Origin of the sequence: Erwinia sp. CGal63 (assembly GCF_037026505.1) — a bacterium.
Classification (GTDB): domain Bacteria; phylum Pseudomonadota; class Gammaproteobacteria; order Enterobacterales; family Enterobacteriaceae; genus Erwinia.
In genome coordinates, this window is record NZ_JAKUMN010000002.1 from 474696 (window position 1) to 497330 (window position 22635).

Genomic DNA, 22635 nt, shown 5'->3' on the forward strand with positions numbered 1-22635 from the left:
AGAAAAGCATGGCGCAGACAGGCATTTTTGTAGGAACGGTTTACGGTAACGCGCTGCTGGTAGCGGAAGAGGCGGAGCCTTTGCTTACGGCTGCCGGACATCAGGTGGAAATTTTCGAAGATCCGACGCTGGAGCAGTGGCAACGCTATGCCGACGGCGTGGCGCTGGTGATTACCTCAACCACAGCGCAGGGCGATCTTCCTGACAATATCGCGCCGCTGTTTTATGGCATCAAAGACAAGCTGGGCCATCAACCCGGTTTGCGCTACGGCATTATCGCGCTGGGCGACAGCAACTATGATGATTTCTGCGGCGCAGGCAAAAAGTTTGACGCGCTGCTGCAGGAGCACAAGGCAAAGCGAATCGGCGACGTATTAACGATCGACGCCAACGAAAACCCGGAGCCGGAAGAGGTTTCTTCGCCGTGGGTTGAGCACTGGCTGACGCTGCTGGATTAAGAGGAATGGGCCTTCGCCAGAAGGAGAAGGCCCGGAAATTCAGGTCACCGGCGCCGGATTAAACACCGCCAGCGCGTTGCGAATGCCCCAGCGATCGGACCACGTCTGCTTTCTGCCGCTGGCAATATCCAGAATCAGTTCAAACAGCCGCCAGCCTACCTGCTCAATTGTCTCTTCGCCGGTGGCGATGGTGCCCGCATTGATATCCATCAGATCGTGCCATCTGTCGGCCAGCGCATTGCGCGTCGCCATTTTGATCACCGGAATAGCCGCCAGGCCGTAAGGCGTGCCGCGTCCTGTGGTAAACACCTGCAGCGTGATACCCGATGCCATCTGCTGCGTGCCGCAGACAAAATCGCTGGCCGGCGTGGCGGCGTAAATCAGTCCGCGTTTGGTCGGACGCTGGCCCGGCGAAAGCACTTCGACGATGGCGCTGCGTCCCGATTTGGCGATAGAGCCCAATGCTTTCTCAACCACGTTGGCCAGCCCGCCTTTTTTATTGCCGGGCGAAGGATTGGCGCTACGATCGGTTTTACCCATATTAAGGTAGTCATCATACCAGGCCATCTCTTCCAGCAGCCGCTGGCCTACTTCTTTATTCACCACGCGCGGCGTCAGCAGATGAACCGCGTCGCGCACTTCCGTCACCTCTGAAAACATCACCGTCGCGCCGCAGCGCACCAGCAGGTCAGAAGCGAAACCGACGGCTGGATTGGCGGTCACGCCGGAAAAGGCGTCGCTGCCGCCGCACTGCATACCGACAATCAGCTCCGCCGCCGGCACCGTTTCACGTTGACGCTGGTTAAGTCGCTGCAGATGGCGCTCGGCGACCTGCAGAATATCCTGCACCATAGACTCGAAACCGACATGCTTCTCATCCTGCAACCTCACCACGTCCTCGTCGCCAAGCGAGATCGCCTGGACGTCGGGCGTGCCTTCCAGCAGACGTTCCGGCTGCAGCTTTTCGCAGCCCAGACTCACCACCATCACCTCGCCGCCGAAGTTAGCGTTCAGCGCCAGGTTATGAATGGTACGGATCGGCACCACTGCGGCAGGCGCGTTAATCGCCACGCCGCAGCCGTAAAGATGATTCAGCGCCACGACACCGTCGACATTGGGATATTTCGGCAGCAGCTCGCGCTCGATAATCTGCACCACGTAGTCGACCACGCCCGCCACGCAATGCACGCTGGTGGTAATGCCCAGCAGATTGCGCGTGCCGACGCTGCCGTCAGCGTTGCGGTAGCCTTCAAAGGTATAACCTTCGAGCGGCGGCAGCGCTGGCGGCACGTTGCTGGCCAACGGCAGGCTGGCCAGCTCCGGCGCTTCCGGCAGTACCACCAGCGACTCGTCAATCCAGCCGCCGCGCACGATATCCCGTACCGCATAGCCGATAACTTCGCCGTAGCGAACGATATCGCCGCCCTGGGCAATATCTTTTAAAGCGACTTTATGACCCTGTGGAACATGCTCTTTTAATTGCAACCCGCATGGAAAAGTTGTGCCAGCCGTTAATCCATTATTATTAACGACGATGGCGACATTATCATTCTCATGCACCTTTATATAAAGCGGTGGATCGTTTCTGGAAATGTTCATTGCTCGACAAGTCCTGAGATAAATGAATCGGCTTTTTATTTTAAAAAGGTGGGAGAAAAGCGTTTCAGGATGAAATTATTCTGCTGTGGGACAGTATAGGGAGGCCAGAACGGGAAAACATTATGCAGATGTCCGACATGCTGCCGTAACATCAGGTGGATTTTCTGGCAAATCGACAGGCGAGAGTGAGAAGGCTCACAAAGGAAAAGGGAATGTGACCGCCGCCGCATAACCGCCGCATTCCGTGAGCCACTGCGCAGCGGATTGAGCGAATGCCATAACATTACCGTTATCACCCCAATTTAATGGTGCATCCGCACGATGCTTTCCTGTTTTAGCCTCCCTATACTTTTTTACAAACGGGACGAGCGTTATGAACGTTGTGATTATTCTGCCACTTAATCGCTGTGTTTAACCTGACATCATTCTGATACCCAACGCGATGTGTATGCAGTCCAGAGTGAGTTTGCCTGACCGCTATATTTCAGGAGTGCATCATGAATTCAATCAGCAGTACCGCGAGCGCCGTGCAAAAAAGAACTAATGCTCGTTACTGGATAGTGGTGATGTTATTTATTGTCACCTCGTTCAACTATGGCGACCGCGCCACGATTGCCATCGCCGGTTCCGCCATGTCGAAAGAGATCGGGCTGGATCCTGTGGGTCTGGGCTATATCTTCTCCGCCTTCTCCTGGGCTTATGTGATTGGCCAAATCCCCGGCGGCTGGCTGCTGGACAGATTTGGTTCAAAACGCGTCTATTTCTGGAGCATCTTCCTCTGGTCGCTGTTTACGCTGCTGCAGGGCTTTGTCGATCTGCTCAGCGGCTTCAGCATCATCGTTACGCTGTTTATGCTCAGATTCCTGGTCGGCCTGGCGGAAGCGCCCTCTTTTCCGGGCAATAGCCGCATCGTCGCCGCCTGGTTCCCCGCTCAGGAGCGCGGTACCGCCGTCGCTATCTTTAACTCCGCGCAATATTTCGCCACGGTTATCTTCGCACCGATTATGGGCTGGCTGACTTCGGAGGTTGGCTGGGCGCACGTGTTCTGGTTTATGGGCGGTTTGGGCATCATCATCAGCTTTATCTGGCTAAAAGTTATCCACGATCCCAACGACCATCCCGGCGTCAACAAAGCTGAACTGGAGTATATGGAGCAGGGCGGCGCGCTGATCAATATGGATGCCAAAAAAGCCGAGAAGAAAGTCACCTGGGCAGAGAAAAGGCATCAAATCAAACAGCTGATCACTTCCAGAATGATGATCGGTATCTATCTGGGCCAGTACTGCATCAACGCGCTGACCTACTTCTTTATCACCTGGTTCCCGGTTTATCTGGTGCAGGCGCGCGGCATGTCCATTCTGAAAGCCGGGATGGTCGCTTCGATTCCCGCTATCTGCGGTTTTCTGGGCGGCGTGCTGGGCGGCATTATCTCCGACTGGCTGATGCGCAAAACCGGCTCGCTGAATATCGCTCGTAAGACGCCTATTGTGCTGGGAATGTTGCTTTCGATCACTATGGTGGTGTGCAACTACGTCGAAACTGAATGGGTAGTGGTGTTCTTTATGGCGCTGGCCTTCTTCGGTAAAGGCATCGGCGCGCTCGGCTGGGCGGTGATGGCGGATACCGCGCCGAAAGAGATCAGCGGCCTCAGCGGCGGCCTGTTCAATATGTTCGGCAATATCTCCGGGATTGTGACGCCAGTGGTCATCGGCTACATCATCGCCACTACCGGCTCTTATAACGGCGCGCTGATTTACGTCTGTATCCACGCTTTTGTGGCGGTAATGAGCTATCTGGTGCTGGTGCGCGACATCAAGCGTATCGAACTGAAATCTCTGTAAGGACGATCTATGACCACGCAAAGCAGCCCGTTAATTACCGATATGAAAGTCATTCCGGTCGCCGGGCATGACAGCATGTTGCTGAATATCGGTGGCGCGCATGGCGCTTACTTTACCCGCAACATCGTGGTGCTGACCGACAGCGCCGGCCACACCGGCGTGGGCGAAGCGCCCGGCGGCGAAACCATTCTGCAGACGCTGCTGGCGGCGGTGCCGCTGGTGAAAGGTCGTGAAGTGGCGCGCATGAACAGCCTGGTGCAGGAAGTGCACAAAGGTAATCAGACCGCCGATTTCGACACCTTTGGTAAAGGCGCCTGGACGTTTGAACTGCGGGTGAACGCGGTGGCGGCACTGGAGGCCGCGCTGCTGGATCTGCTGGGCCAGTGCCTCAACGTGCCGGTAGCGGAGCTGCTGGGGCCGGGCAAACAGCGTGATGAAGTCACGGTGCTGGGCTATCTCTTCTATATCGGCGATAGCGAGAAAACCGATCTGCCCTATCTCACCGGCGAGAACGCCACGCACGACTGGTACCGGCTGCGCCATCAAAAGGCGATGGACAGCGCGTCTGTGGTTCGGCTGGCGGAGGCCGCACAGGATAAATATGGTTTTAAAGATTTCAAGCTGAAGGGCGGCGTATTGCCTGGCGAGCAGGAAATCGAGGCGGTGAAGGCGATGAAAAAGCGCTTTCCCGAGGCGCGCATCACCGTCGATCCCAACGGCGCCTGGCTGCTGGATGAGGCTATCGCGCTCTGCAAGGATATGCAGGGCATTCTGACCTACGCCGAAGATCCCTGCGGCGCGGAGCAAGGTTACTCCGGGCGTGAAGTGATGGCGGAGTTCCGCCGCGCCACCGGATTGCCGGTAGCGACCAATATGATCGCCACCAACTGGCGCGAAATGAATCACGCGGTGATGCTGAACGCCGTCGATATCCCGCTGGCCGATCCGCATTTCTGGACGCTGAGCGGCGCGGTGCGCGTGGCCCAGCTTTGCGACGAGTGGGGACTGACCTGGGGCTGTCACTCCAATAACCACTTCGATATTTCGCTGGCGATGTTTACTCACGTTGGCGCCGCCGCGCCGGGCAAGCCGACGGCCATCGACACCCACTGGATCTGGCAGGAAGGCGATCAGCGCCTGACCAAACAGCCGCTGCAGATCCGCCAGGGCAAAATCGCCGTACCGGACGCGCCGGGGCTGGGCGTGGAGTTGGACTGGGCGCAAATCGAGAAAGCCCATGCGCTCTATAAAACGCTGCCTGGCGGCGCACGCAACGATGCCGCCGCTATGCAGTATCTGATCCCCGGCTGGACATTCGATCGCAAGCGCCCGGCTTTTGGACGCTGAACTCTACAGAAGGAATAAGTGATGAGTAACACGCCACTGATAACAGAAATGCAGGTTATCCCGGTCGCGGGCCATGACAGTATGCTGCTGAACCTTAGCGGCGCGCATGCGCCTTTCTTTACCCGCAATATCGTTATTATCAAAGACAACTCCGGGCATACGGGCGTAGGCGAAATTCCCGGCGGCGAAAAAATTCGTAAGACGCTGGAGGAAGCGGCGGCGCTGCTGATTGGCCACACCCTCGGCGAATATAAAAATTTGCTGAGCCATGTGCGCAATACCTTTGCCGATCGTGATGCGAGCGGCCGCGGCAATCAGACTTTCGATCTGCGCACCACTATTCACGTAGTGACCGGTATTGAAGCGGCGCTGTTGGATCTGCTGGGTCAGCATCTGGGCGTCAACGTCGCCTCGCTGCTGGGCGACGGGCAGCAGCGCGATCGGGTCGAAATGCTGGGCTACCTCTTTTACGTCGGCGACCGCCGTAAAACCACGCTGCCTTACCAGAGTCAGCCTGACGACAGCTGTGACTGGTATCGCCTGCGCCACGAAGAGGCGCTGACGCCGGAAGCGGTGGTGCGGCTGGCTGAGGCGGCTTACGAAAAATATGGCTTCAACGACTTTAAGCTCAAGGGCGGCGTACTGGCGGGCAGCGAAGAGGCCGAAGCGGTGACCGCGCTGGCGAAGCGTTTCCCTGAAGCCCGCATCACGCTCGATCCTAACGGCGCCTGGTCGCTGAATGAGGCGATAACGCTGGGCAAACAGTTAAAAGAGGTGCTGGCCTACGCGGAAGATCCGTGCGGCGCCGAACAGGGCTATTCCGGCCGCGAGGTAATGGCTGAATTCCGTCGTGCCACGGGCATGCCGACCGCCACCAATATGATCGCCACCGACTGGCGGCAGATGGGACACACGCTCTCCTTGCAGTCCGTCGATATTCCGCTGGCGGACCCGCACTTCTGGACAATGCAGGGTTCCGTGCGCGTGGCGCAGATGTGCCATGACTTCGGCCTGACGTGGGGTTCTCACTCCAATAACCACTTTGACGTCTCGCTGGCAATGTTCACTCACGTGGCCGCGGCGGCGCCGGGCAAAATCACCGCTATCGACACTCACTGGATCTGGCAGGAAGGCAATCAGCGCCTGACGCAGCAGCCGCTGCAGATCAAGGGCGGCATGGTGCAGGTGCCTGACAAGCCGGGCCTGGGCGTGGAGCTGGATATGGATCGCGTAATGAAAGCGCACGAGCTCTACCAAAAACACGGTCTGGGCGCGCGCGACGACGCGCAGGCCATGCAGTTCCTGGTGCCGGACTGGACTTTTGACAACAAACGCCCTTGCCTGGTGCGCTAACCCTATTTCTGGAGAAACCGATGAGCTATGTAAATACGCCGAACAGTTTTCGTCAGCGCCTGCTGGCGGGCGAAACCCTAATCGGCAGCTGGTGCGCGCTGGCTAACCCGCTGACCACGGAAGTGCTTGGGCTGGCAGGCTTCGACTGGCTGGTGCTGGATGGCGAACATGCGCCGAACGATATCACGACTTTTGTTCCGCAGCTGATGGCGCTGAAAGGCAGCGTCAGCGCGCCGGTCGTCAGGCCGCCGACCAACGAGCCGGTGATTATCAAGCGCCTGCTTGATATCGGGTTTTCCAACTTCCTGATCCCCTTTGTGGAAACGGAAGAGGAAGCGGTGCGCGCGGTAGCCTCCACGCGCTATCCGCCGATGGGCATTCGCGGCGTTTCGGTTTCTCACCGCAGCAACATGTACGGCACCGTGCCGCAGTACAACACCATTATCAACGATAACGTCACCGTGCTGGTGCAGATAGAAACCCAGCAGGGCGTGGACAACATCGACGCCATCGCGGCGGTGGAAGGCGTGGACGGCATTTTCGTCGGGCCGGGCGATCTCTCTGCCGCGCTGGGCTACCTGGGGCAGCCGGCGCATCCGGAAGTGCTGAAGGTCATCAAATATATTTTCGAACGCGCGAAGGCGGCCAACAAGCCGAGCGGCATTCTGGCGCCGGTGGAAGCCGATGCGCGCCGCTATCTGGAATGGGGCGCAGGTTTCGTCGCGGTAGGCAGCGATCTGGGCGTTTTCCGTGGCGCCACGCAGGCTCTGTGCGATCGCTTTAAAAAATAACCCACTGTTCAGGAGACAAAGATGAAAATCGGATTTATAGGTCTGGGTATCATGGGCAAGCCCATGAGCAAAAATTTAATCAAAGCGGGCTATTCGCTGGTGGTGCGCGATCATAACGCCGACAGCGTGGCCGAGCTGGTCAGCCAGGGCGCCACCTCCGCCGACTCGGCGAAAGCGGTGGCGGAGCAGAGCGACGTCATTATCACTATGCTGCCGAACTCGCCGCACGTAAAAGAAGTGCTGCTGGGCGAGGGCGGCGTTATCGAGGGCGCGAAAGCGGGCACCATCGTCATCGATATGAGCTCCATCGCGCCGCTGGCGAGCCGCGAAATCCATGAAGAGCTGGCGAAAAAAGGCATTGCGCTGCTGGATGCGCCGGTCAGCGGCGGCGAGCCTAAAGCTATCGATGGCACGCTATCCGTGATGGTCGGCGGCGACAAAGAGCTGTTCGATAAATGCTACGACATCATGAAAGCGATGGCGGGTTCCGTGGTGCACACCGGCGAAATCGGCGCGGGCAACGTTACCAAGCTGGCTAACCAGGTGATCGTGGCGCTGAATATCGCGGCCATGTCGGAAGCGCTGACGCTGGCCACCAAAGCGGGCGTTAATCCCGAGCTGGTTTATCAGGCGATCCGCGGCGGTCTGGCGGGCAGCACGGTACTGGATGCCAAAGCGCCAATGGTGATGAACCGCAACTTCAAACCGGGCTTCCGTATCGATCTGCATATTAAAGATTTGGCTAACGCGCTGGATACCTCGCACGGCGTGGGCGCGCAGCTGCCGCTGACCGCGGCGGTAATGGAGATGATGCAGGCGCTGAAGGCCGATGGCCTGGGCACCGCCGACCACAGCGCGCTGGCTTGCTATTATGAGAAGCTGGCGAAAGTGGAAATCAAATAGCTCCGTGTCCGGCTTAACGCGTTAAGCCGGACGCCCCTGGCGCAGGCCAATTCAACCGCGCACGGATTAAGGTATGAAAATAGTAATCGCACCGGACTCATATAAAGAAAGCCTGTCGGCTCAGCAGGTTGCCACGCAAATCGAGCAGGGATTCCGGGAGATTTTTCCTGAGGCTCACTATGTCAAACTTCCCGTCGCGGACGGCGGCGAAGGCACGGTCGAGGCGATGGTGGCGGCTACGGGCGGCAAAACCGTGCGTCTGAACGTCACCGGCCCGCTGGGTGAAGAAGTGGAGGCATTCTACGGGCTTTCCGGTGACGACAGCTGCGCCTATATCGAAATGGCGGCGGCCAGCGGACTGGAGCTGGTGCCGGCCGCGCGGCGCGATCCGCTGATCACCACCTCTTACGGCACCGGCGAACTGATCCGCAGCGCGCTGGATAAGGGCGTACAGCGCTTTATTATCGGTATCGGCGGCAGCGCGACCAATGACGGCGGCGCGGGTATGGTGCAGGCGCTGGGGGCGAAGCTGCTGGACAGCCAGGGGAATGAGATCGGATTTGGCGGCGGCAGCCTTAGCGCGCTGGCGAGCATAGATATCGATGGGCTCGATCCGCGCATCAAAGAGTGTCGCTTCGAGGTCGCCTGCGACGTAACCAATCCGCTGCTGGGCGAAGAGGGCGCTTCCGCCGTGTTTGGCCCGCAGAAGGGCGCCACGCCGGAGCTGGTAGAGCAGCTGGATAAGGCGCTGGCGCACTACGCGCAGATCATCCGACGGGATCTGGATATCGACGTGCTGTCGATTCCCGGCGGCGGCGCGGCGGGCGGAATGGGCGCCGCGCTGCACGCTTTCTGCGGCGCGGAATTGCGGCGCGGCATTGAAATCGTGACCGAGGCGCTGGGCCTGGACGAGCTGGTGAAAGACGCCGCGCTGGTGATTACCGGCGAAGGTCGCATCGACAGCCAGACCATTCACGGCAAGGTGCCGATTGGCGTGGCGAAAGTCGCCAAACGCTATAACAAGCCGGTGATCGGCATTGCCGGCAGCCTGACCAAAGACGTGGGAATCGTGCACCAGCACGGTCTGGACGCGGTCTTTAGCGTGATCTACAGCATCTGCACGCTGGAGGATGCGCTATCCGGCGCGGCGGAAAACGTCCGTATGGCCGCGCGCAATATTGCCGCCACGCTGGCGATGGGGCAGAAGCTGTAATCACTCGGCCAGCTTCGCCTGCGCCAGCCGCGCTACGTTCTGCATCTCGTCCAGCAGTTCGAAAAGCTCCGGCTCGACGTCAGCGATAGCCTGGCCGCCGCGCAGGCTTTGCTCCAGCTGCTGGCACAGCTGTTTCATGCGCGGTACGCCGCTATAGCTGGCGCTGCCGTGCAGTTTATGAATAATGTCGCGCAGCTCGCTGACCTTCTCTTCCGCCATATAGCTTTCCACCTGCTTTTGCACCTCGGGCAGAAAATCCACCAGCATTTGCAGCAGTTCGCGCGCCAGATCCGGCTTGTTCGCCGCCTGACGCAGCGCCAGATCCCAGTCCAGCGAAGCGGAAAGCGCGTCCGGCGCGGTGGCCGGCTTGCTGGCGCGCTGCGGAACATAGTGCGCCAGCAGGGTTTCCAGCCTGGCCTCATCAATCGGCTTGGCCAGATAGTCGTTCATCCCGGCTCTGATCAGCTCTCCTCTTTCGCCGTCCAGCGCGTGCGCCGTGACGGCGACGATAGGCGTTGAGGCGTGCGCCGGTAGCTCGCGAATCAGTTCGCTGGCGCGAATACCGTCGATTTCCGGCATCTGAATATCCATCAGGATCACATCCAGCCTCTGCGTCTTCGCCTGCTGAATCGCCGCCATAGCGCTGTCGCACAGCACCACGCGCTCTACCTGTTCTTCCAGCAGGGCGCCGATCAGCTTCAGGTTAGCCGGATTATCGTCGACGGCCATTACCGTCAGCGGCATCTTTTTGCGGCCTGACCGATCGTTACTCTCGCGGGTATGGTGATCGAGCAGCGCGGGCAACAGCCGCGACAGCGAAACCGGCTTCAGCAGACAGCTGCTGACGCCTCGCTCTTTTAGCTCCTCCGCCCAGGTCTGCAGCTGGCAGGGCAGCGCCATAATCACATTATCCGCCAGCTCCAGCGCCGGAATCGCTTGCCAGGGCAGCTGGCGAGACGGCTCCCGGCTGACCGGCAGCCCAAGCAGCAGCGTGTCGTAGCGCTGCTGCGGCAGGCCTTCCAGCGTCGCGCTGTAGCTGACGATCATCGGCGTGGTCGCCAGCAAATCCAGCGTTGCCTGAGCGGCGGCCGGATTAGCTTCTACATACGCCAGCGTTTTGCCCTGTAAGCAGGCCATCGCGCGCGGATCCTGCGCGGCGTTCGGGTTGAGCGCCAGATTGATATGGAACCAGAAGGTCGACCCCTGATTCAGCCTGCTGTGAAACGAGATTTCGCCGCCCATCTCGTTGACCAGCTTCTGGGTGATCACCAGGCCCAGGCCGGTGCCGCCGTGCCGTCGGGAGATGCTGGCGTCGGCCTGGCGGAAAGCCTGAAACAGCTGCGACTGCTGCTTTTCCGCGATGCCGATGCCGGTATCGTGGATCTGTACTTCAATATCGACCCGGTTGTTGCTCAGCGACCGTTTTTCGATACGAATGTCGATATTGCCTCTCTCGGTAAACTTAATGGCGTTGCCCAGCAGGTTGACGACGATCTGCTGCAGCCGCAGCGGATCGCCGATAGTGTTGTCCGGCACGTCGGGCTGAATGCTCAGCGTCAGCTCCAGCCCTTTTTCATGGGCGGAGGGCGCCAGCAGCACCACGACCTCGTCCAGCGTGGCGCGCAGCGGGAACGGGATGGTTTCCAGCACCAGCTTACCCGCTTCCAGTTTAGAGAAATCGAGTACGTCGTTGATGATGCTCAGCAGATTATTGGCCGAGCGCTCAATGGTATGCAGATAGTCGCGTTGGGTAATATTCAGCGGCGTCTTCAGCGTCTGGCGGGTAAAGCCGATTACACCGTTAAGCGGCGTGCGCAGCTCGTGCGACATATTGGCCAGAAACTCCGATTTGATCCTTGCCGCTTCCTGCGCGCGCTTTTTGGCCAGATCCAGCTCGACGTTCTGAATCTCCATCTGCTCCAGGGTTTCGCGCAGATCCGAAGTTGCCTGATCGATATTCTGCTGCATCTCTTCGTGATAGGCGGTTAGCGACATCGCCATCGAGTTGATGCCGTTCTTCAGCATATCGAGTTCGCCCAGCATATGGCCGGTGACGCGGCTGTCGAGCTGGCCGCGGCGAATGCGATCGACGGTGTTGACCATATCGCGGATCGGGCCGGTCACGTCGCGCATCAGCCGATAGGCGAACAGCATCGCCAGGCAGAGACAGGAGAGCAGCAGCAGCGTGGAGACAAACACCTCTTTATACTGCTGAAGGCGAACCGACTGCAGATCCAGCTCGATGGCGACATAGCCGAGCGGATTGCCGTTGGGCTTGGCCTCCTCATTCGGTGACTCATCCGGGTAGTAACTCTCCGACAGGATCGGCGTGCGCAGGATCACCGAATTGCCCAGGCGTTGATAGCTGAAGGTGGCGGGTAGCCTGGCGTCGGCGGGCATACGCAGCTTGTCGGCGCTGGCGCGGTAGTTGGAGGTGACGAAAAGCTGATTCTGCGCGTCGAAAACGGTAATGGCGCGCACGATATCGGAATGGCGCCGGTGCAGCAGGCTGACCAGCTGACGCACCGACTCTTTGCTGTGAAAGGTCAGGCCGTATTCGCTGGCCACCGCCAGCGGCTCGATAATGTTGACGCCCGCGTCCACCAGCTGGCGCTGCAGTTCGTTATAGCGATGCACGATAAAAAAGGTGCTCAGCAGCAGCCCGATCATCAGCGTGGGCGCCAGAATCAAGATCATCATTCGTGCCCGCAGGCTGTATTTGGTCATAATTATCCTGTGGCGCTGCCGGTCGAATTAATCCTGATGCTGGTGTAGGCTACGCGGGTTTAACCACTGTCGAGACAAAAGTAATGGCGCAATTCTACTCTGCAAAACGGCGCGTGACGACCCGCCAGATCATAACCGTGACGGTTACCGACCTTGACGGCGCAGGCCAGGGCGTAGCGCATCATCAGGGCAAAGCGCTCTTCGTCAGCGGCGCGCTGCCCGGCGAACAGGCGGAAGTGGAAATTGTCGAAGAGAAGCGCAACTGGGCGCGCGCGCGGGCAAAACGTATCCTCTCGCCCAGCCCGGAACGGGTTGCGCCAGCCTGTCCTTACTTTGGTTGCTGCGGCGGCTGCCAGCTACAGCACGCGTCGCCCGAACTGCAGCAGCGCAGCAAGGCCAAAGCTTTGTCGCGGCTGTTAAGCCAGCAAACCGGCGAACCGGCAGCGGTAGATGAGATTATCGCGGGCAGCTCTTACGGCTATCGCCGCCGCGCGCGTTTAGGACTCAACTATCAGCCGCGCAGCCAGACGCTGCAGATGGGCTTCCGCCAGGCGAACTCTAACGATCTGGTCGCCATTACGCATTGCCCCGTTTTGAAGCCCGAACTTGATGCGCTGCTTGCGCCACTGCACCAGTTGCTGAGCAGCCTGCAGGCCGTCAGGCGGCTGGGTCATGTCGAACTGGTGCTGGCGGACAACGGCCCGCTGCTGCTGCTGCGCCATCTCGATCCGCTCAGCGCGGCGGATCGGCAAAAACTGGAACAGTTTTCGCATAGCCAGCGGGTGGCGCTTTTTCTGGCGCCCGACAGCGAAACGCTGGAGCAGGTTAGCGGCGAGGCGCCGTGCTACCACATCGACGATCTGAAGCTCACTTTTAGCCCGCGCGACTTTATTCAGGTCAACGGCGAGCTGAACCAAAAGATGGTCGCACAGGCGATGGCATGGCTCGATTTACAGCCGACCGATCGGCTGTTGGATCTTTTCTGCGGCATGGGAAACTTCACGCTTCCTTCAGGAAAGCGGGCGAAAAATGTCACCGGTGTGGAAGGCGTTGCAGCATTAGCGGCAAAGGGTGCGTATAATGCGGCTCTGAATAATCTGAATAACATTGCGTTTTACCAGCATAATCTGGAAGAAGACGTGTCGGCTCAGGCCTGGGCGGCGGAAGGATTTAACAAGGTATTGCTGGATCCGGCACGCTCCGGCGCGGCAGAAGTGATTCCGCATATTGTTAAACTTGCGCCGGAACGTGTGGTCTATGTTTCCTGTAATCCGACTACACTTGCCCGGGACAGCCAGATTTTACTGGCCGCTGGCTATCGCTCAGAAAGGATTACCCTGCTTGATATGTTTCCGCATACCGGGCACGTCGAATCCATGGTGTTATTCAGCCGAATATAGCTTCCCGGAAGGAGGTTTGGAGAGGATATGGTTGCGGTAAGAAGTGCTCATCTGAATACGGCCGGCGAGTTTGCGCTCGACCAGTGGATCGCCAGTCTGGGGATTGCGAATCCACAGTCATGTGAACGACTGGCTGACACCTGGCGCTATTGCGAAGAAGCCACCCGCACGCATCCCGATGCCACGCTTCTGCTCTGGCGCGGCGTTGAAATGGTGGAGATCCTCTCCATGCTCAGCATGGACAGCGAAAGCCTGCGCGCCGCGCTGCTCTTTCCGCTGGCGGACGCCGGCGTGGTGTCGGAAGCGGTGCTGGAAGAAAAGCACGGCAAGGCTATCGTCTCGCTGGTACACGGCGTACGCGATATGGACGCTATCCGGCAGCTGAAAGCGACCCACAACGACTCAATGGCCTCCGAGCAGGTCGATAACGTCAGGCGTATGCTGCTGGCGATGGTTGAAGATTTCCGCTGCGTGGTGATCAAGCTGGCCGAACGCATCGCCCATCTTCGGGAAGTCAAAGATGCGCCGGAAGATGAGCGCGTGCTGGCCGCTAAAGAGTGCACCAATATCTACGCGCCGCTCGCCAACCGCTTAGGCATCGGCCAGCTGAAGTGGGAGCTGGAAGACTTCTGCTTCCGCTATCTGCATCCCGAAGAGTACAAGCGCATCGCCAAACTGCTGCACGAGCGCCGCATCGATCGCGAACAGTATATTGAAACCTTCGTGCAGTCGCTGCGCGACGAAATCGTCAGGCAGGGCGTGAAGGCGGAGGTTTACGGTCGACCAAAACACATCTACAGCATCTGGCGCAAGATGCAGAAAAAATCGCTGTCGTTCGACGAGCTGTTCGACGTGCGCGCCGTGCGTATCGTCGCCGAGCGCCTGCAGGACTGCTACGGTGCGTTAGGCATCGTGCATACGCTTTATCGCCATCTGCCCAGCGAGTTTGACGACTATGTCGCCAATCCCAAGCCCAACGGCTATCAGTCTATTCATACCGTGGTGCTGGGGCCGAAGGGCCAAACCGTGGAAATCCAGATCCGCACGCGTCAGATGCATGAGGACGCCGAGCTGGGTGTGGCCGCGCACTGGAAATATAAAGAGGGCGGCGGCGGCAGCGCGCGTGGCGCTTCAGGGCATGAAGAGCGCATCGCCTGGCTACGCAAGCTGATCGCGTGGCAGGAAGAGATGGCGGACTCTGGCGAAATGCTGGACGAGGTGCGCAGCCAGGTCTTTGACGATCGCGTCTACGTCTTTACGCCGAAAGGCGACGTAGTGGATCTGCCGGCCGGCTCCACGCCGCTGGACTTCGCCTACCATATTCACAGCGATATCGGCCACCGCTGCATCGGCGCAAAAATCGGCGGCCGCATCGTACCCTTTACCTATCAGCTGCAGATGGGCGATCAGATCGACATCATTACCCAAAAGCAGCCGAATCCGAGCCGCGACTGGCTTAACCCTAACCTGGGCTACGTCACCACTAGCCGCGGACGCTCGAAGATTCACGCCTGGTTCCGCAAGCAGGATCGCGACAAGAATATCGTCGCGGGCAGGCAGATCCTCGACAACGAGCTGGATCATTTGGATATCAGCCTGAAGGATGCGGAAAAGCTGCTGCTGCCGCGCTACAACTTCAACACGCTGGACGAGCTGCTGGCCGCTATTGGCGGCGGCGATATTCGTCTGAACCAGATGAGCAACTTCCTGCAGTCGAAGCTCAATAAGCCGAGCGCGGAAGAAGAAGATCGCGAGGCGCTGCGCCAGCTGACGCTGAAATCCTCCGTGCCGCGCAGCAAAGAGAGCGGACGCGTGGTGGTCGAAGGCGTCGGCAATCTGATGCACCATATCGCCCGCTGCTGCCAGCCGATCCCTGGCGACGATATCACCGGCTTTATCACCCAGGGCCGCGGCATCTCCATTCACCGCGCCGACTGCGACCAGCTGACCGAGCTGATGTCGCACGCGCCGGAGCGCATCGTCGACGCGGTCTGGGGCGAAAGCTACTCCAGCGGCTACTCGCTGGTGGTGCGCGTCACCGCCAACGATCGCAGCGGTTTGCTGCGCGATATCACCACTATCCTCGCTAACGAAAAGGTCAACGTGCTGGGCGTTTCCAGCCGGAGCGATACCAAAAAACAGCTCGCCACCATCGATATGGATATCGAAATTTATAATCAGCAGGTGTTGGGAAGGGTGTTGGCGCGGTTGAATCAGGTGCCCGATATCATCGACGCGCGAAGATTGCATTAATCGGCAAGGTGGCGCGGCCATTTTGCATCGCGGCAGTGCTTGCCCTGATTGCTTCCTGAAGTTTACCCTGTGGGCCAGCGCTGCGTCCGGCCCACAGCAATCTTGCGCCGCCATGCAGCATAGTCACCTTCTGTTTTCCTCAATTTCTAACAAATGGACATGGTTATGAACGCAATCGATCGCCTGCTGGGCATTATGAAAACCCTGCGGGACCCGCAAAAAGGCTGTCCGTGGGACCGCGAACAAACCTTTGCCAGCATCGCGCCTTATACGCTCGAAGAAACCTACGAGGTGCTGGACGCCATCAGCCGCGAAGATTTTGACGATCTGCAGGGCGAGCTGGGCGATCTGCTGTTCCAGGTAGTGTTTTATGCCCAAATGGCGCAGGAAGAAGGGCGCTTCGACTTCGAAACCGTCTGCCAGACCATCAGCGACAAGCTGGAGCGCCGCCATCCGCATATTTTCGGCGACGAGAAAGTCACGGACAGCAGCGAAGTGCTGGCGAACTGGGAAGCGATTAAAACCCGCGAGCGCGCCGACAAAGCGCAGCATTCGGCGCTGGACGATATTCCTCGCGCGCTGCCCGCGCTGATGCGCGCCCACAAAATCCAGAAGCGCTGCAGCAACGTCGGCTTTGACTGGCATACCCTCGGGCCGGTGCTGGACAAAGTCTACGAAGAAATCGACGAAGTCATGCATGAAGCGCAGCAGGCGGTGATCGACCAGCAGAAGCTGGAAGAGGAGATTGGCGACCTGCTGTTCGCCACCGTGAACCTGTCGCGTCATCTGGGCAGCAAGGCGGAAACGGCGCTGCAGAAAGCCAACGATAAATTTGAGCGGCGCTTCCGCCAGGTTGAGCAGATTATCGCCGCGCAGGGCTTGCAGATGCAGGACGCCACGCTGGAGCAGATGGAAGCGGCCTGGCTGCAGATCAAATCCCGCGAAAGCCTCTGAAAATTCCTGAAGGCGAATAACCGGCTGACTCGATTCAACAAAAATGTGATCGTTATCAACTTCCGCGGCGATGGAATCGGGTACTCTCGTGCCGGTCAATACGATGGCTGGCAGATAACCGGAAACGATTAATTGTGGCGCAGAGGGGATTCCGGTATACTGTTTTCCCGTCCTGGTTATTCCATCGTCTTTAAACCTACTTTCTCAGGTTCAGCATGACAACGAACTATATTTTTGTGACCGGCGGGGTCGTATCCTCTCTGGGTAAAGGCATTGCCGCAGCCTCCCTGGCCGCCATTCTTGAAGCACGTGGTCTTAATGTGACCATCATGAAGCTGGACCCGTATATCAACGTGGATCCGGGCACCATGAGTCCAACCCAGCACGGCGAAGTGTTCGTCACCGACGACGGCGCGGAAACCGATCTCGATCTGGGCCACTACGAGCGCTTCATCCGCACCAAAATGAGCCGCCGCAACAACTTCACCACTGGCCGTATCTACTCGGAAGTGCTGCGCAAAGAGCGTCGCGGCGACTATCTGGGCGCGACCATTCAGGTGATCCCGCACATCACCAACGCCATCAAAGAACGCATCATTGAAGGTGGCGAAGGCCACGATGTGGTGCTGGTGGAGATCGGCGGTACCGTCGGCGATATCGAATCGCTGCCGTTCCTCGAAGCTATTCGCCAGATGGCGGTTGATGTCGGTCGTGAACACACCATGTATATGCATCTGACGCTGGTGCCTTATATGGCGGCGGCGGGCGAGGTGAAAACCAAGCCGACGCAGCACTCCGTTAAAGAGCTGCTCTCTATTGGTATCCAGCCGGACGTGCTGATCTGCCGTTCCGACCGCGCTGTTCCCGCCAACGAACGCGCGAAAATCGCGCTGTTCTGTAACGTGCCGGAAAAAGCGGTTATCTCGCTGAAAGATGTCGACTCCATCTACAAAATTCCAGGCATGTTGAAATCGCAGGGCCTGGATGACTATATCTGCAAACGCTTTAACCTGAACGCGCCGGAAGCCAACCTGGCCGAATGGGAACAGGTGATCTACGAAGAAGCCAATCCGGGCGGCGAAGTCACTATCGGCATGGTCGGCAAATATGTCGAACTGCCGGACGCCTACAAATCCGTGATTGAAGCGCTGAAGCACGGCGGCCTGAAAAACCGCGTAACGGTCAACATCAAGCTGATCGACTCGCAGGATGTGGAAAGCCGCGGCGTGGAAATCTTAAAAGATCTGGATGCTATCCTGATCCCTGGCGGCTTCGGCTATCGCGGCGTGGAAGGCAAAATCATGACCGCGCGCTACGCCCGCGAAAACAACATTCCTTATCTGGGCATCTGCCTGGGTATGCAGGTTGCGCTGATGGAGTTCGCGCGTAACGTCGCCGGCATGGCGGACGCAAACTCCACGGAATTTGTGCCAGACTGTAAGTACCCTGTTGTGGCGCTGATCACCGAATGGCGCGACGAAGAGGGCAACGTTGAGGTTCGTTCAGAGAAGAGCGATCTGGGCGGCACCATGCGTCTGGGCAGCCAGCAGTGTCAGCTGACGCCGGAGAGTGTGGTACGCCAGCTGTACGGCAGCGACACTATCGTTGAGCGCCACCGCCATCGTTACGAAGTCAACAACATGCTGTTAAAGCAGATCGAAGCGGCTGGTTTACGCGTGGCCGGCCGTTCCGGCGATGACCAACTGGTCGAGATCATCGAGATCCCGAACCATCCGTGGTTTGTTGCGTGTCAGTTCCATCCGGAATTCACCTCGACACCGCGTGACGGTCATCCACTTTTCGCCGGCTTTGTTAAAGCAGCCAGCGAGCATCAGAAGCGTTTGGCGAAATAAGTAGTTTTCATAGCAGCGCGCGAACTATTCGCGCGTTGTTTGTCTGAGTTTAAGTTAACTTGTACTGAGGAAAAACTAATGTCCAAAATCGTTAAAGTCATCGGTCGCGAAATCATCGACTCTCGTGGCAACCCGACCGTTGAAGCAGAAGTGCATCTGGAAGGCGGTTTTGTCGGTATGGCGGCCGCACCATCAGGCGCTTCTACCGGTTCCCGTGAAGCGCTGGAACTGCGCGACGGCGACAAATCTCGTTTCCTGGGTAAAGGCGTGACCAAAGCTGTTGCAGCCGTAAATGGCCCAATCGCTGACGCGGTCACCGGCAAAGATGCCAAAGACCAGGCAAACATCGACAAGATCATGATCGATCTTGACGGCACCGAAAACAAATCCAAATTTGGCGCTAACGCCATCCTGGCCGTCTCTCTGGCCGCTGCCAAAGCCGCTGCCGCTGCGAAAGGCATGCCGCTGTATGAGCACATCGCCGAGCTGAACGGTACCCCAGGCAAATTCTCTATGCCTCTGCCGATGATGAACATCATCAACGGCGGCGAGCACGCCGACAACAACGTCGACATCCAGGAGTTCATGATCCAGCCAGTTGGCGCGAAAACCCTGAAAGAAGCGGTTCGTATGGGTTCTGAAGTGTTCCACAACCTGGCGAAAGTGCTGAAGTCTAAAGGCATGAACACCGCGGTAGGCGATGAAGGCGGCTATGCGCCAAACCTGGGTTCCAACGCCGAAGCGCTGGCCGTTATCGCTGAAGCGGTAAAAGCGGCAGGCTACGAGCTGGGCAAAGACATCACCCTGGCGATGGACTGCGCGGCCTCTGAATTCTACAAAGACGGCAAATACGTGCTGGCTGGCGAAGGCAACAAAGCCTTCACTTCCGAAGAGTTCACCCACTTCCTGGAAGATCTGACCAAACAGTACCCAATCGTCTCTATCGAAGATGGCCTGGACGAATCCGACTGGAACGGCTTCGCCTACCAGACCAAAGTGCTGGGCGACAAAATCCAGCTGGTGGGCGACGACCTGTTCGTGACCAACACCAAAATCCTGAAAGAAGGTATCGATAAAGGCATCGCTAACTCCATTCTGATCAAGTTCAACCAGATCGGTTCTCTGACCGAAACCCTGGCAGCTATCAAAATGGCGAAAGACGCGGGCTACACGGCGGTTATCTCTCACCGTTCCGGCGAAACCGAAGACGCTACCATCGCCGACCTGGCGGTAGGTACTGCAGCAGGCCAGATCAAAACCGGTTCTATGAGCCGTTCTGACCGCGTTGCCAAGTACAACCAGCTGATCCGTATCGAAGAAGCGCTGGGCAGCCGTGCGCCGTTCAACGGCCTGAAAGAAGTTAAAGGTCAGTAAGCCTCGCTTTTCCCGGCCGTTAACGGTTGGGAATGCCTGAAAAGCCTCGTCTGCGGACGAGGCTTTTTTATTGTCTGTTCGCCTGCCGTATTCAGCCCTTCAGCTCGACTTTCAGGTTTTTCGAACTGCTGCCCAGCGTGCTGGCATCATCGGAAGGGATAACATAGCCCTTATCGGCGGCAACATGCTGTCGGTAGTAGTCCACTACCGCCGGATCCTGTTGATTGGCGGTGGTGGATTTTTTCAGGCCGTAAACATTGCCGTCCGCATCTTTTGCTTTGATGCTGTCTGGCGCATTGGCGACCAAATCGTCTAAAGTGCCGGAAACCCTGCCGTCGCCTTTTGCCGGGCCAATGGTCATAGCGGCATTATTGCCTTCGATATAGCTGACGTCGTAATAAGTTTGTCCGCTGCCGCCGTCAAATTTCACCTCGCCCAAAGTGGCATTGGCGCCGTCGCCGGCCGTGCTGCGAAAATTCCCTGACCAGTTGGCGTCAAAGTTCTGCGTTTTGGTTTCGCCCGGTTCCAGGGTGAGATCGTCAGGTTTTGCGCTGCCATCGGCATTGGGCGTAAAAGCGATAGTCAGAGGCTTATCGCCCTTATTTTCAAACGTCAGGCTGTTTCTGGCTGGATCGAGAGCGCTGTTGCCGCTCACCGATTTGCTGCCGTCAGCTGCGGAAGCGGCAGCAACATCGGCGGTGTTGTTGCCGTCTGCCGTGGCAGATGCCGTTGCCATTTGTGCTGGCGCAGCGATGCTATTGCTGGTGGTCTTAGCGCTGTCAGGTGACGTGTGAGCTTTGCTTACCTGCTGCGCCAGCGAATCGATAGCGGACAGCGCCGTTTGCAACAGCCTGCCAATCTGCTGCATAAACTGATTGAACGAGGCGTTGCCCGCGCTGCTGGTATTCTCCTGCGCGCTTTTGGTTAGCTCCGGCAGATTGCTGGTCGCGGGCGAGCCAAAGCTGATGCTGTTTGCCTGGTTTGCCCGTGTCCCGGACTGTTGCGGCAGGAACGCGTCCGACGCCTCGTTGCTGACATTCAGCAATACGCGATTCAATAAACCGCCGACTGGCATATTCATGGAGTAACCTCAAAAAAAGAGTGACAGAGTTGAGTGGAACAACAGGATTGTCGGGTTCCCCAGCACGATGTGATTTGGTTAAAAAGCCGCTATCTGTCATACTCTGCGCCCCTATTTTTAAGCCAGTGAGTGCGTAATGCAGTACCCGATTAATGAAATGTTCCAGACGTTGCAGGGCGAAGGATTTTACACCGGCGTTCCGGCAATTTTTATCCGCCTGCAGGGATGCCCGGTGGGCTGCAGCTGGTGTGACACTAAGCACACCTGGGATAAGCTGGCCGATCGGGAAACCTCGCTGGGCGATATTCTGCTGAAAATGGTTGAAACCGATGCCTGGGGCGCGGCGGATGCGGATGCGCTGCTGAAGGTCATCGCACAGCATGGCTGGACGGCGCGTCACGTGGTGATCACCGGCGGCGAACCCTGCATTCACGATCTGACGCCGCTGACGCAGGCGCTGGAGCTGCAGGGCTTTAGCTGCCAGATCGAAACCAGCGGCACGCACCAGGTTCAGTGCAGCGAAAAAACCTGGGTAACCGTTTCTCCTAAGGTCAATATGCGCGGTGGTTATGATGTGCTGAACCAGGCGCTGGTGCGCGCCGACGAGGTGAAGCATCCGGTAGCGCGTCAGCGTGATGTGGATGCCCTGGACGAGCTGCTGGCGACGCTGAATGACGACAAGCCACGCATTATCGCGCTGCAGCCGATTAGCCAAAAAGATGACGCGACGAAGCTGTGTATCGAAACCTGTATCGCGCGCAACTGGCGCCTGTCGATGCAGACGCATAAGTACCTGAATATCGCCTGATTAGGGCTTTTTTGCCGTTGCCTGCATAAACGGCAGGCAACAAAAAGGCGGCTCTGCAGCCGCCTTTTCAATTAATCCCTGTCATTTTTTCCTGCGTCCCCAAAGCGGTGACGCGTGCTGCCAAAGAATCAGCCCTTATAGACGCAGCCCGCCGTACAGGTTTCTTTGATCATCACAGCGCTAAGCAGCGGCAGCTGCGGCTTCATCTGATCCCAAATCCATTTCGCCAGCACTTCGCTGGTAGGATTCTCCAGTCCCGGAATTTCGTTCAGATAGTAGTGATCCAGCCGATCGTAAAGCGGTTTGAACGCCGCCTTCAGCTCGGCAAAATCCATGATCCAGCCGGTATGCGCGTCCACTTCGCCGGTGATTTCGAGCCGCACCAGGAAAGAGTGCCCGTGCAGACGGCCGCATTTGTGGCCTTCCGGCACGTTAGGCAGATGGTGAGCCGCCTCGAATTGGAAATCTTTAAACAGCGTGGTAGCCATATGACAGTCCCGGTTATTTCTTAAAAAAACGGGCGGAGTCTACCCGAAAAAGCCTTTTTTCGCACCCGTTTCGCGGCTTTTCAGCACAGGTTGCCCTGCACGTAAAAAGATGTGCGTTTAACCCATTGATTGGTAAAAGGTTGATTAACCTGTTTCAGCACTATCCCTTAGTTGTAAAACCGTTTAGTCGTT

17 protein-coding genes are annotated in these 22635 nt (G+C 58.0%); 13 read left to right on the forward strand and 4 right to left on the reverse strand.

Features of this window, described 5'->3' with window-relative positions; translation table 11 throughout:
* Positions 1-8 precede the first annotated feature (8 nt).
* The gene (locus MKZ79_RS10870) at positions 9-458 is read left to right on the forward strand and encodes a flavodoxin (protein WP_336141993.1); all 450 of its coding nucleotides are present in this window, start codon (positions 9-11) and stop codon (positions 456-458) included.
* Between the two features lie 39 nt (positions 459-497).
* On the opposite strand, the gene garD is transcribed toward MKZ79_RS10870, so the two are convergent.
* On the reverse strand, positions 498-2057 hold the full coding sequence (gene garD, locus MKZ79_RS10875; protein WP_336141994.1) for a galactarate dehydratase: 1560 nt from the start codon (positions 2055-2057) through the stop codon (positions 498-500).
* Positions 2058-2554: 497 nt separating this feature from the next.
* Here garD and MKZ79_RS10880 point away from each other — a divergent pair, with 497 nt between their 5' ends.
* From MKZ79_RS10880 to MKZ79_RS10905, 6 genes are all read left to right on the forward strand, one after another.
* A complete protein-coding gene (locus tag MKZ79_RS10880) occupies positions 2555-3898 on the forward strand; it encodes an MFS transporter (protein ID WP_336141997.1) in 1344 nt (447 codons plus the stop codon).
* Positions 3899-3907: 9 nt separating this feature from the next.
* Entirely contained in the window at positions 3908-5245 is a 1338-nt protein-coding gene (locus MKZ79_RS10885; RefSeq protein WP_336141998.1) for an enolase C-terminal domain-like protein, read from the forward strand.
* 21 nt (positions 5246-5266) lie between these two features.
* Positions 5267-6598: a glucarate dehydratase gene (gudD, locus tag MKZ79_RS10890; protein WP_336142001.1), complete on the forward strand. Its 1332-nt coding sequence runs from the start codon at positions 5267-5269 to the stop codon at positions 6596-6598.
* Positions 6599-6618: 20 nt separating this feature from the next.
* Positions 6619-7389 (forward strand): 2-dehydro-3-deoxyglucarate aldolase, encoded by a 771-nt coding sequence (gene garL, locus MKZ79_RS10895; protein WP_336142003.1) that lies wholly within the window; start codon positions 6619-6621, stop codon positions 7387-7389.
* A gap of 21 nt (positions 7390-7410) precedes the next feature.
* The gene (garR, locus tag MKZ79_RS10900) at positions 7411-8292 is read left to right on the forward strand and encodes a 2-hydroxy-3-oxopropionate reductase (RefSeq protein ID WP_336142005.1); all 882 of its coding nucleotides are present in this window, start codon (positions 7411-7413) and stop codon (positions 8290-8292) included.
* Between the two features lie 73 nt (positions 8293-8365).
* Complete coding sequence (locus MKZ79_RS10905) at positions 8366-9505, forward strand: glycerate kinase (protein ID WP_336142006.1); 1140 nt, start codon at positions 8366-8368, stop codon at positions 9503-9505.
* On the opposite strand, the gene barA is transcribed toward MKZ79_RS10905, so the two are convergent.
* Positions 9506-12232 (reverse strand): two-component sensor histidine kinase BarA, encoded by a 2727-nt coding sequence (gene barA / locus MKZ79_RS10910; RefSeq protein ID WP_336142008.1) that lies wholly within the window; start codon positions 12230-12232, stop codon positions 9506-9508.
* An 83-nt stretch (positions 12233-12315) separates the two neighbouring features.
* Here barA and rlmD point away from each other — a divergent pair, with 83 nt between their 5' ends.
* The 5 genes from rlmD (at position 12316) to eno (ending at position 20066) form a co-directional block, all read left to right on the forward strand.
* Positions 12316-13632 carry a 23S rRNA (uracil(1939)-C(5))-methyltransferase RlmD gene (rlmD, locus tag MKZ79_RS10915; RefSeq protein WP_336142013.1) on the forward strand — a complete coding sequence of 439 codons (1317 nt, stop codon included), beginning with the start codon at positions 12316-12318 and terminating at the stop codon, positions 13630-13632.
* Positions 13633-13659: 27 nt separating this feature from the next.
* Positions 13660-15885, forward strand: coding sequence for a GTP diphosphokinase (gene relA, locus MKZ79_RS10920; protein WP_336142014.1), 2226 nt, complete (start codon positions 13660-13662; stop codon positions 15883-15885).
* Positions 15886-16050: 165 nt separating this feature from the next.
* Positions 16051-16839 (forward strand): nucleoside triphosphate pyrophosphohydrolase, encoded by a 789-nt coding sequence (gene mazG / locus MKZ79_RS10925; RefSeq protein WP_336142017.1) that lies wholly within the window; start codon positions 16051-16053, stop codon positions 16837-16839.
* Between the two features lie 215 nt (positions 16840-17054).
* Positions 17055-18692 carry a glutamine hydrolyzing CTP synthase gene (pyrG, locus tag MKZ79_RS10930; protein ID WP_336142021.1) on the forward strand — a complete coding sequence of 546 codons (1638 nt, stop codon included), beginning with the start codon at positions 17055-17057 and terminating at the stop codon, positions 18690-18692.
* 78 nt (positions 18693-18770) lie between these two features.
* Positions 18771-20066, forward strand: a complete 1296-nt coding sequence (eno, locus tag MKZ79_RS10935; protein WP_336142024.1) for a phosphopyruvate hydratase — start codon at positions 18771-18773, stop codon at positions 20064-20066.
* A gap of 91 nt (positions 20067-20157) precedes the next feature.
* On the opposite strand, the gene MKZ79_RS10940 is transcribed toward eno, so the two are convergent.
* On the reverse strand, positions 20158-21147 hold the full coding sequence (locus MKZ79_RS10940; RefSeq protein ID WP_336142026.1) for a hypothetical protein: 990 nt from the start codon (positions 21145-21147) through the stop codon (positions 20158-20160).
* A 136-nt stretch (positions 21148-21283) separates the two neighbouring features.
* On the opposite strand from MKZ79_RS10940, the gene queE reads away from it, so the two are divergent.
* Positions 21284-21955 carry a 7-carboxy-7-deazaguanine synthase QueE gene (queE, locus tag MKZ79_RS10945; protein ID WP_336142029.1) on the forward strand — a complete coding sequence of 224 codons (672 nt, stop codon included), beginning with the start codon at positions 21284-21286 and terminating at the stop codon, positions 21953-21955.
* Positions 21956-22083: 128 nt separating this feature from the next.
* Here queE and queD read toward each other — a convergent pair whose 3' ends face one another.
* Entirely contained in the window at positions 22084-22443 is a 360-nt protein-coding gene (gene queD, locus MKZ79_RS10950) for a 6-carboxytetrahydropterin synthase QueD (protein WP_336142031.1), read from the reverse strand.
* Between the last annotated feature and the right edge of the window lie 192 nt (positions 22444-22635).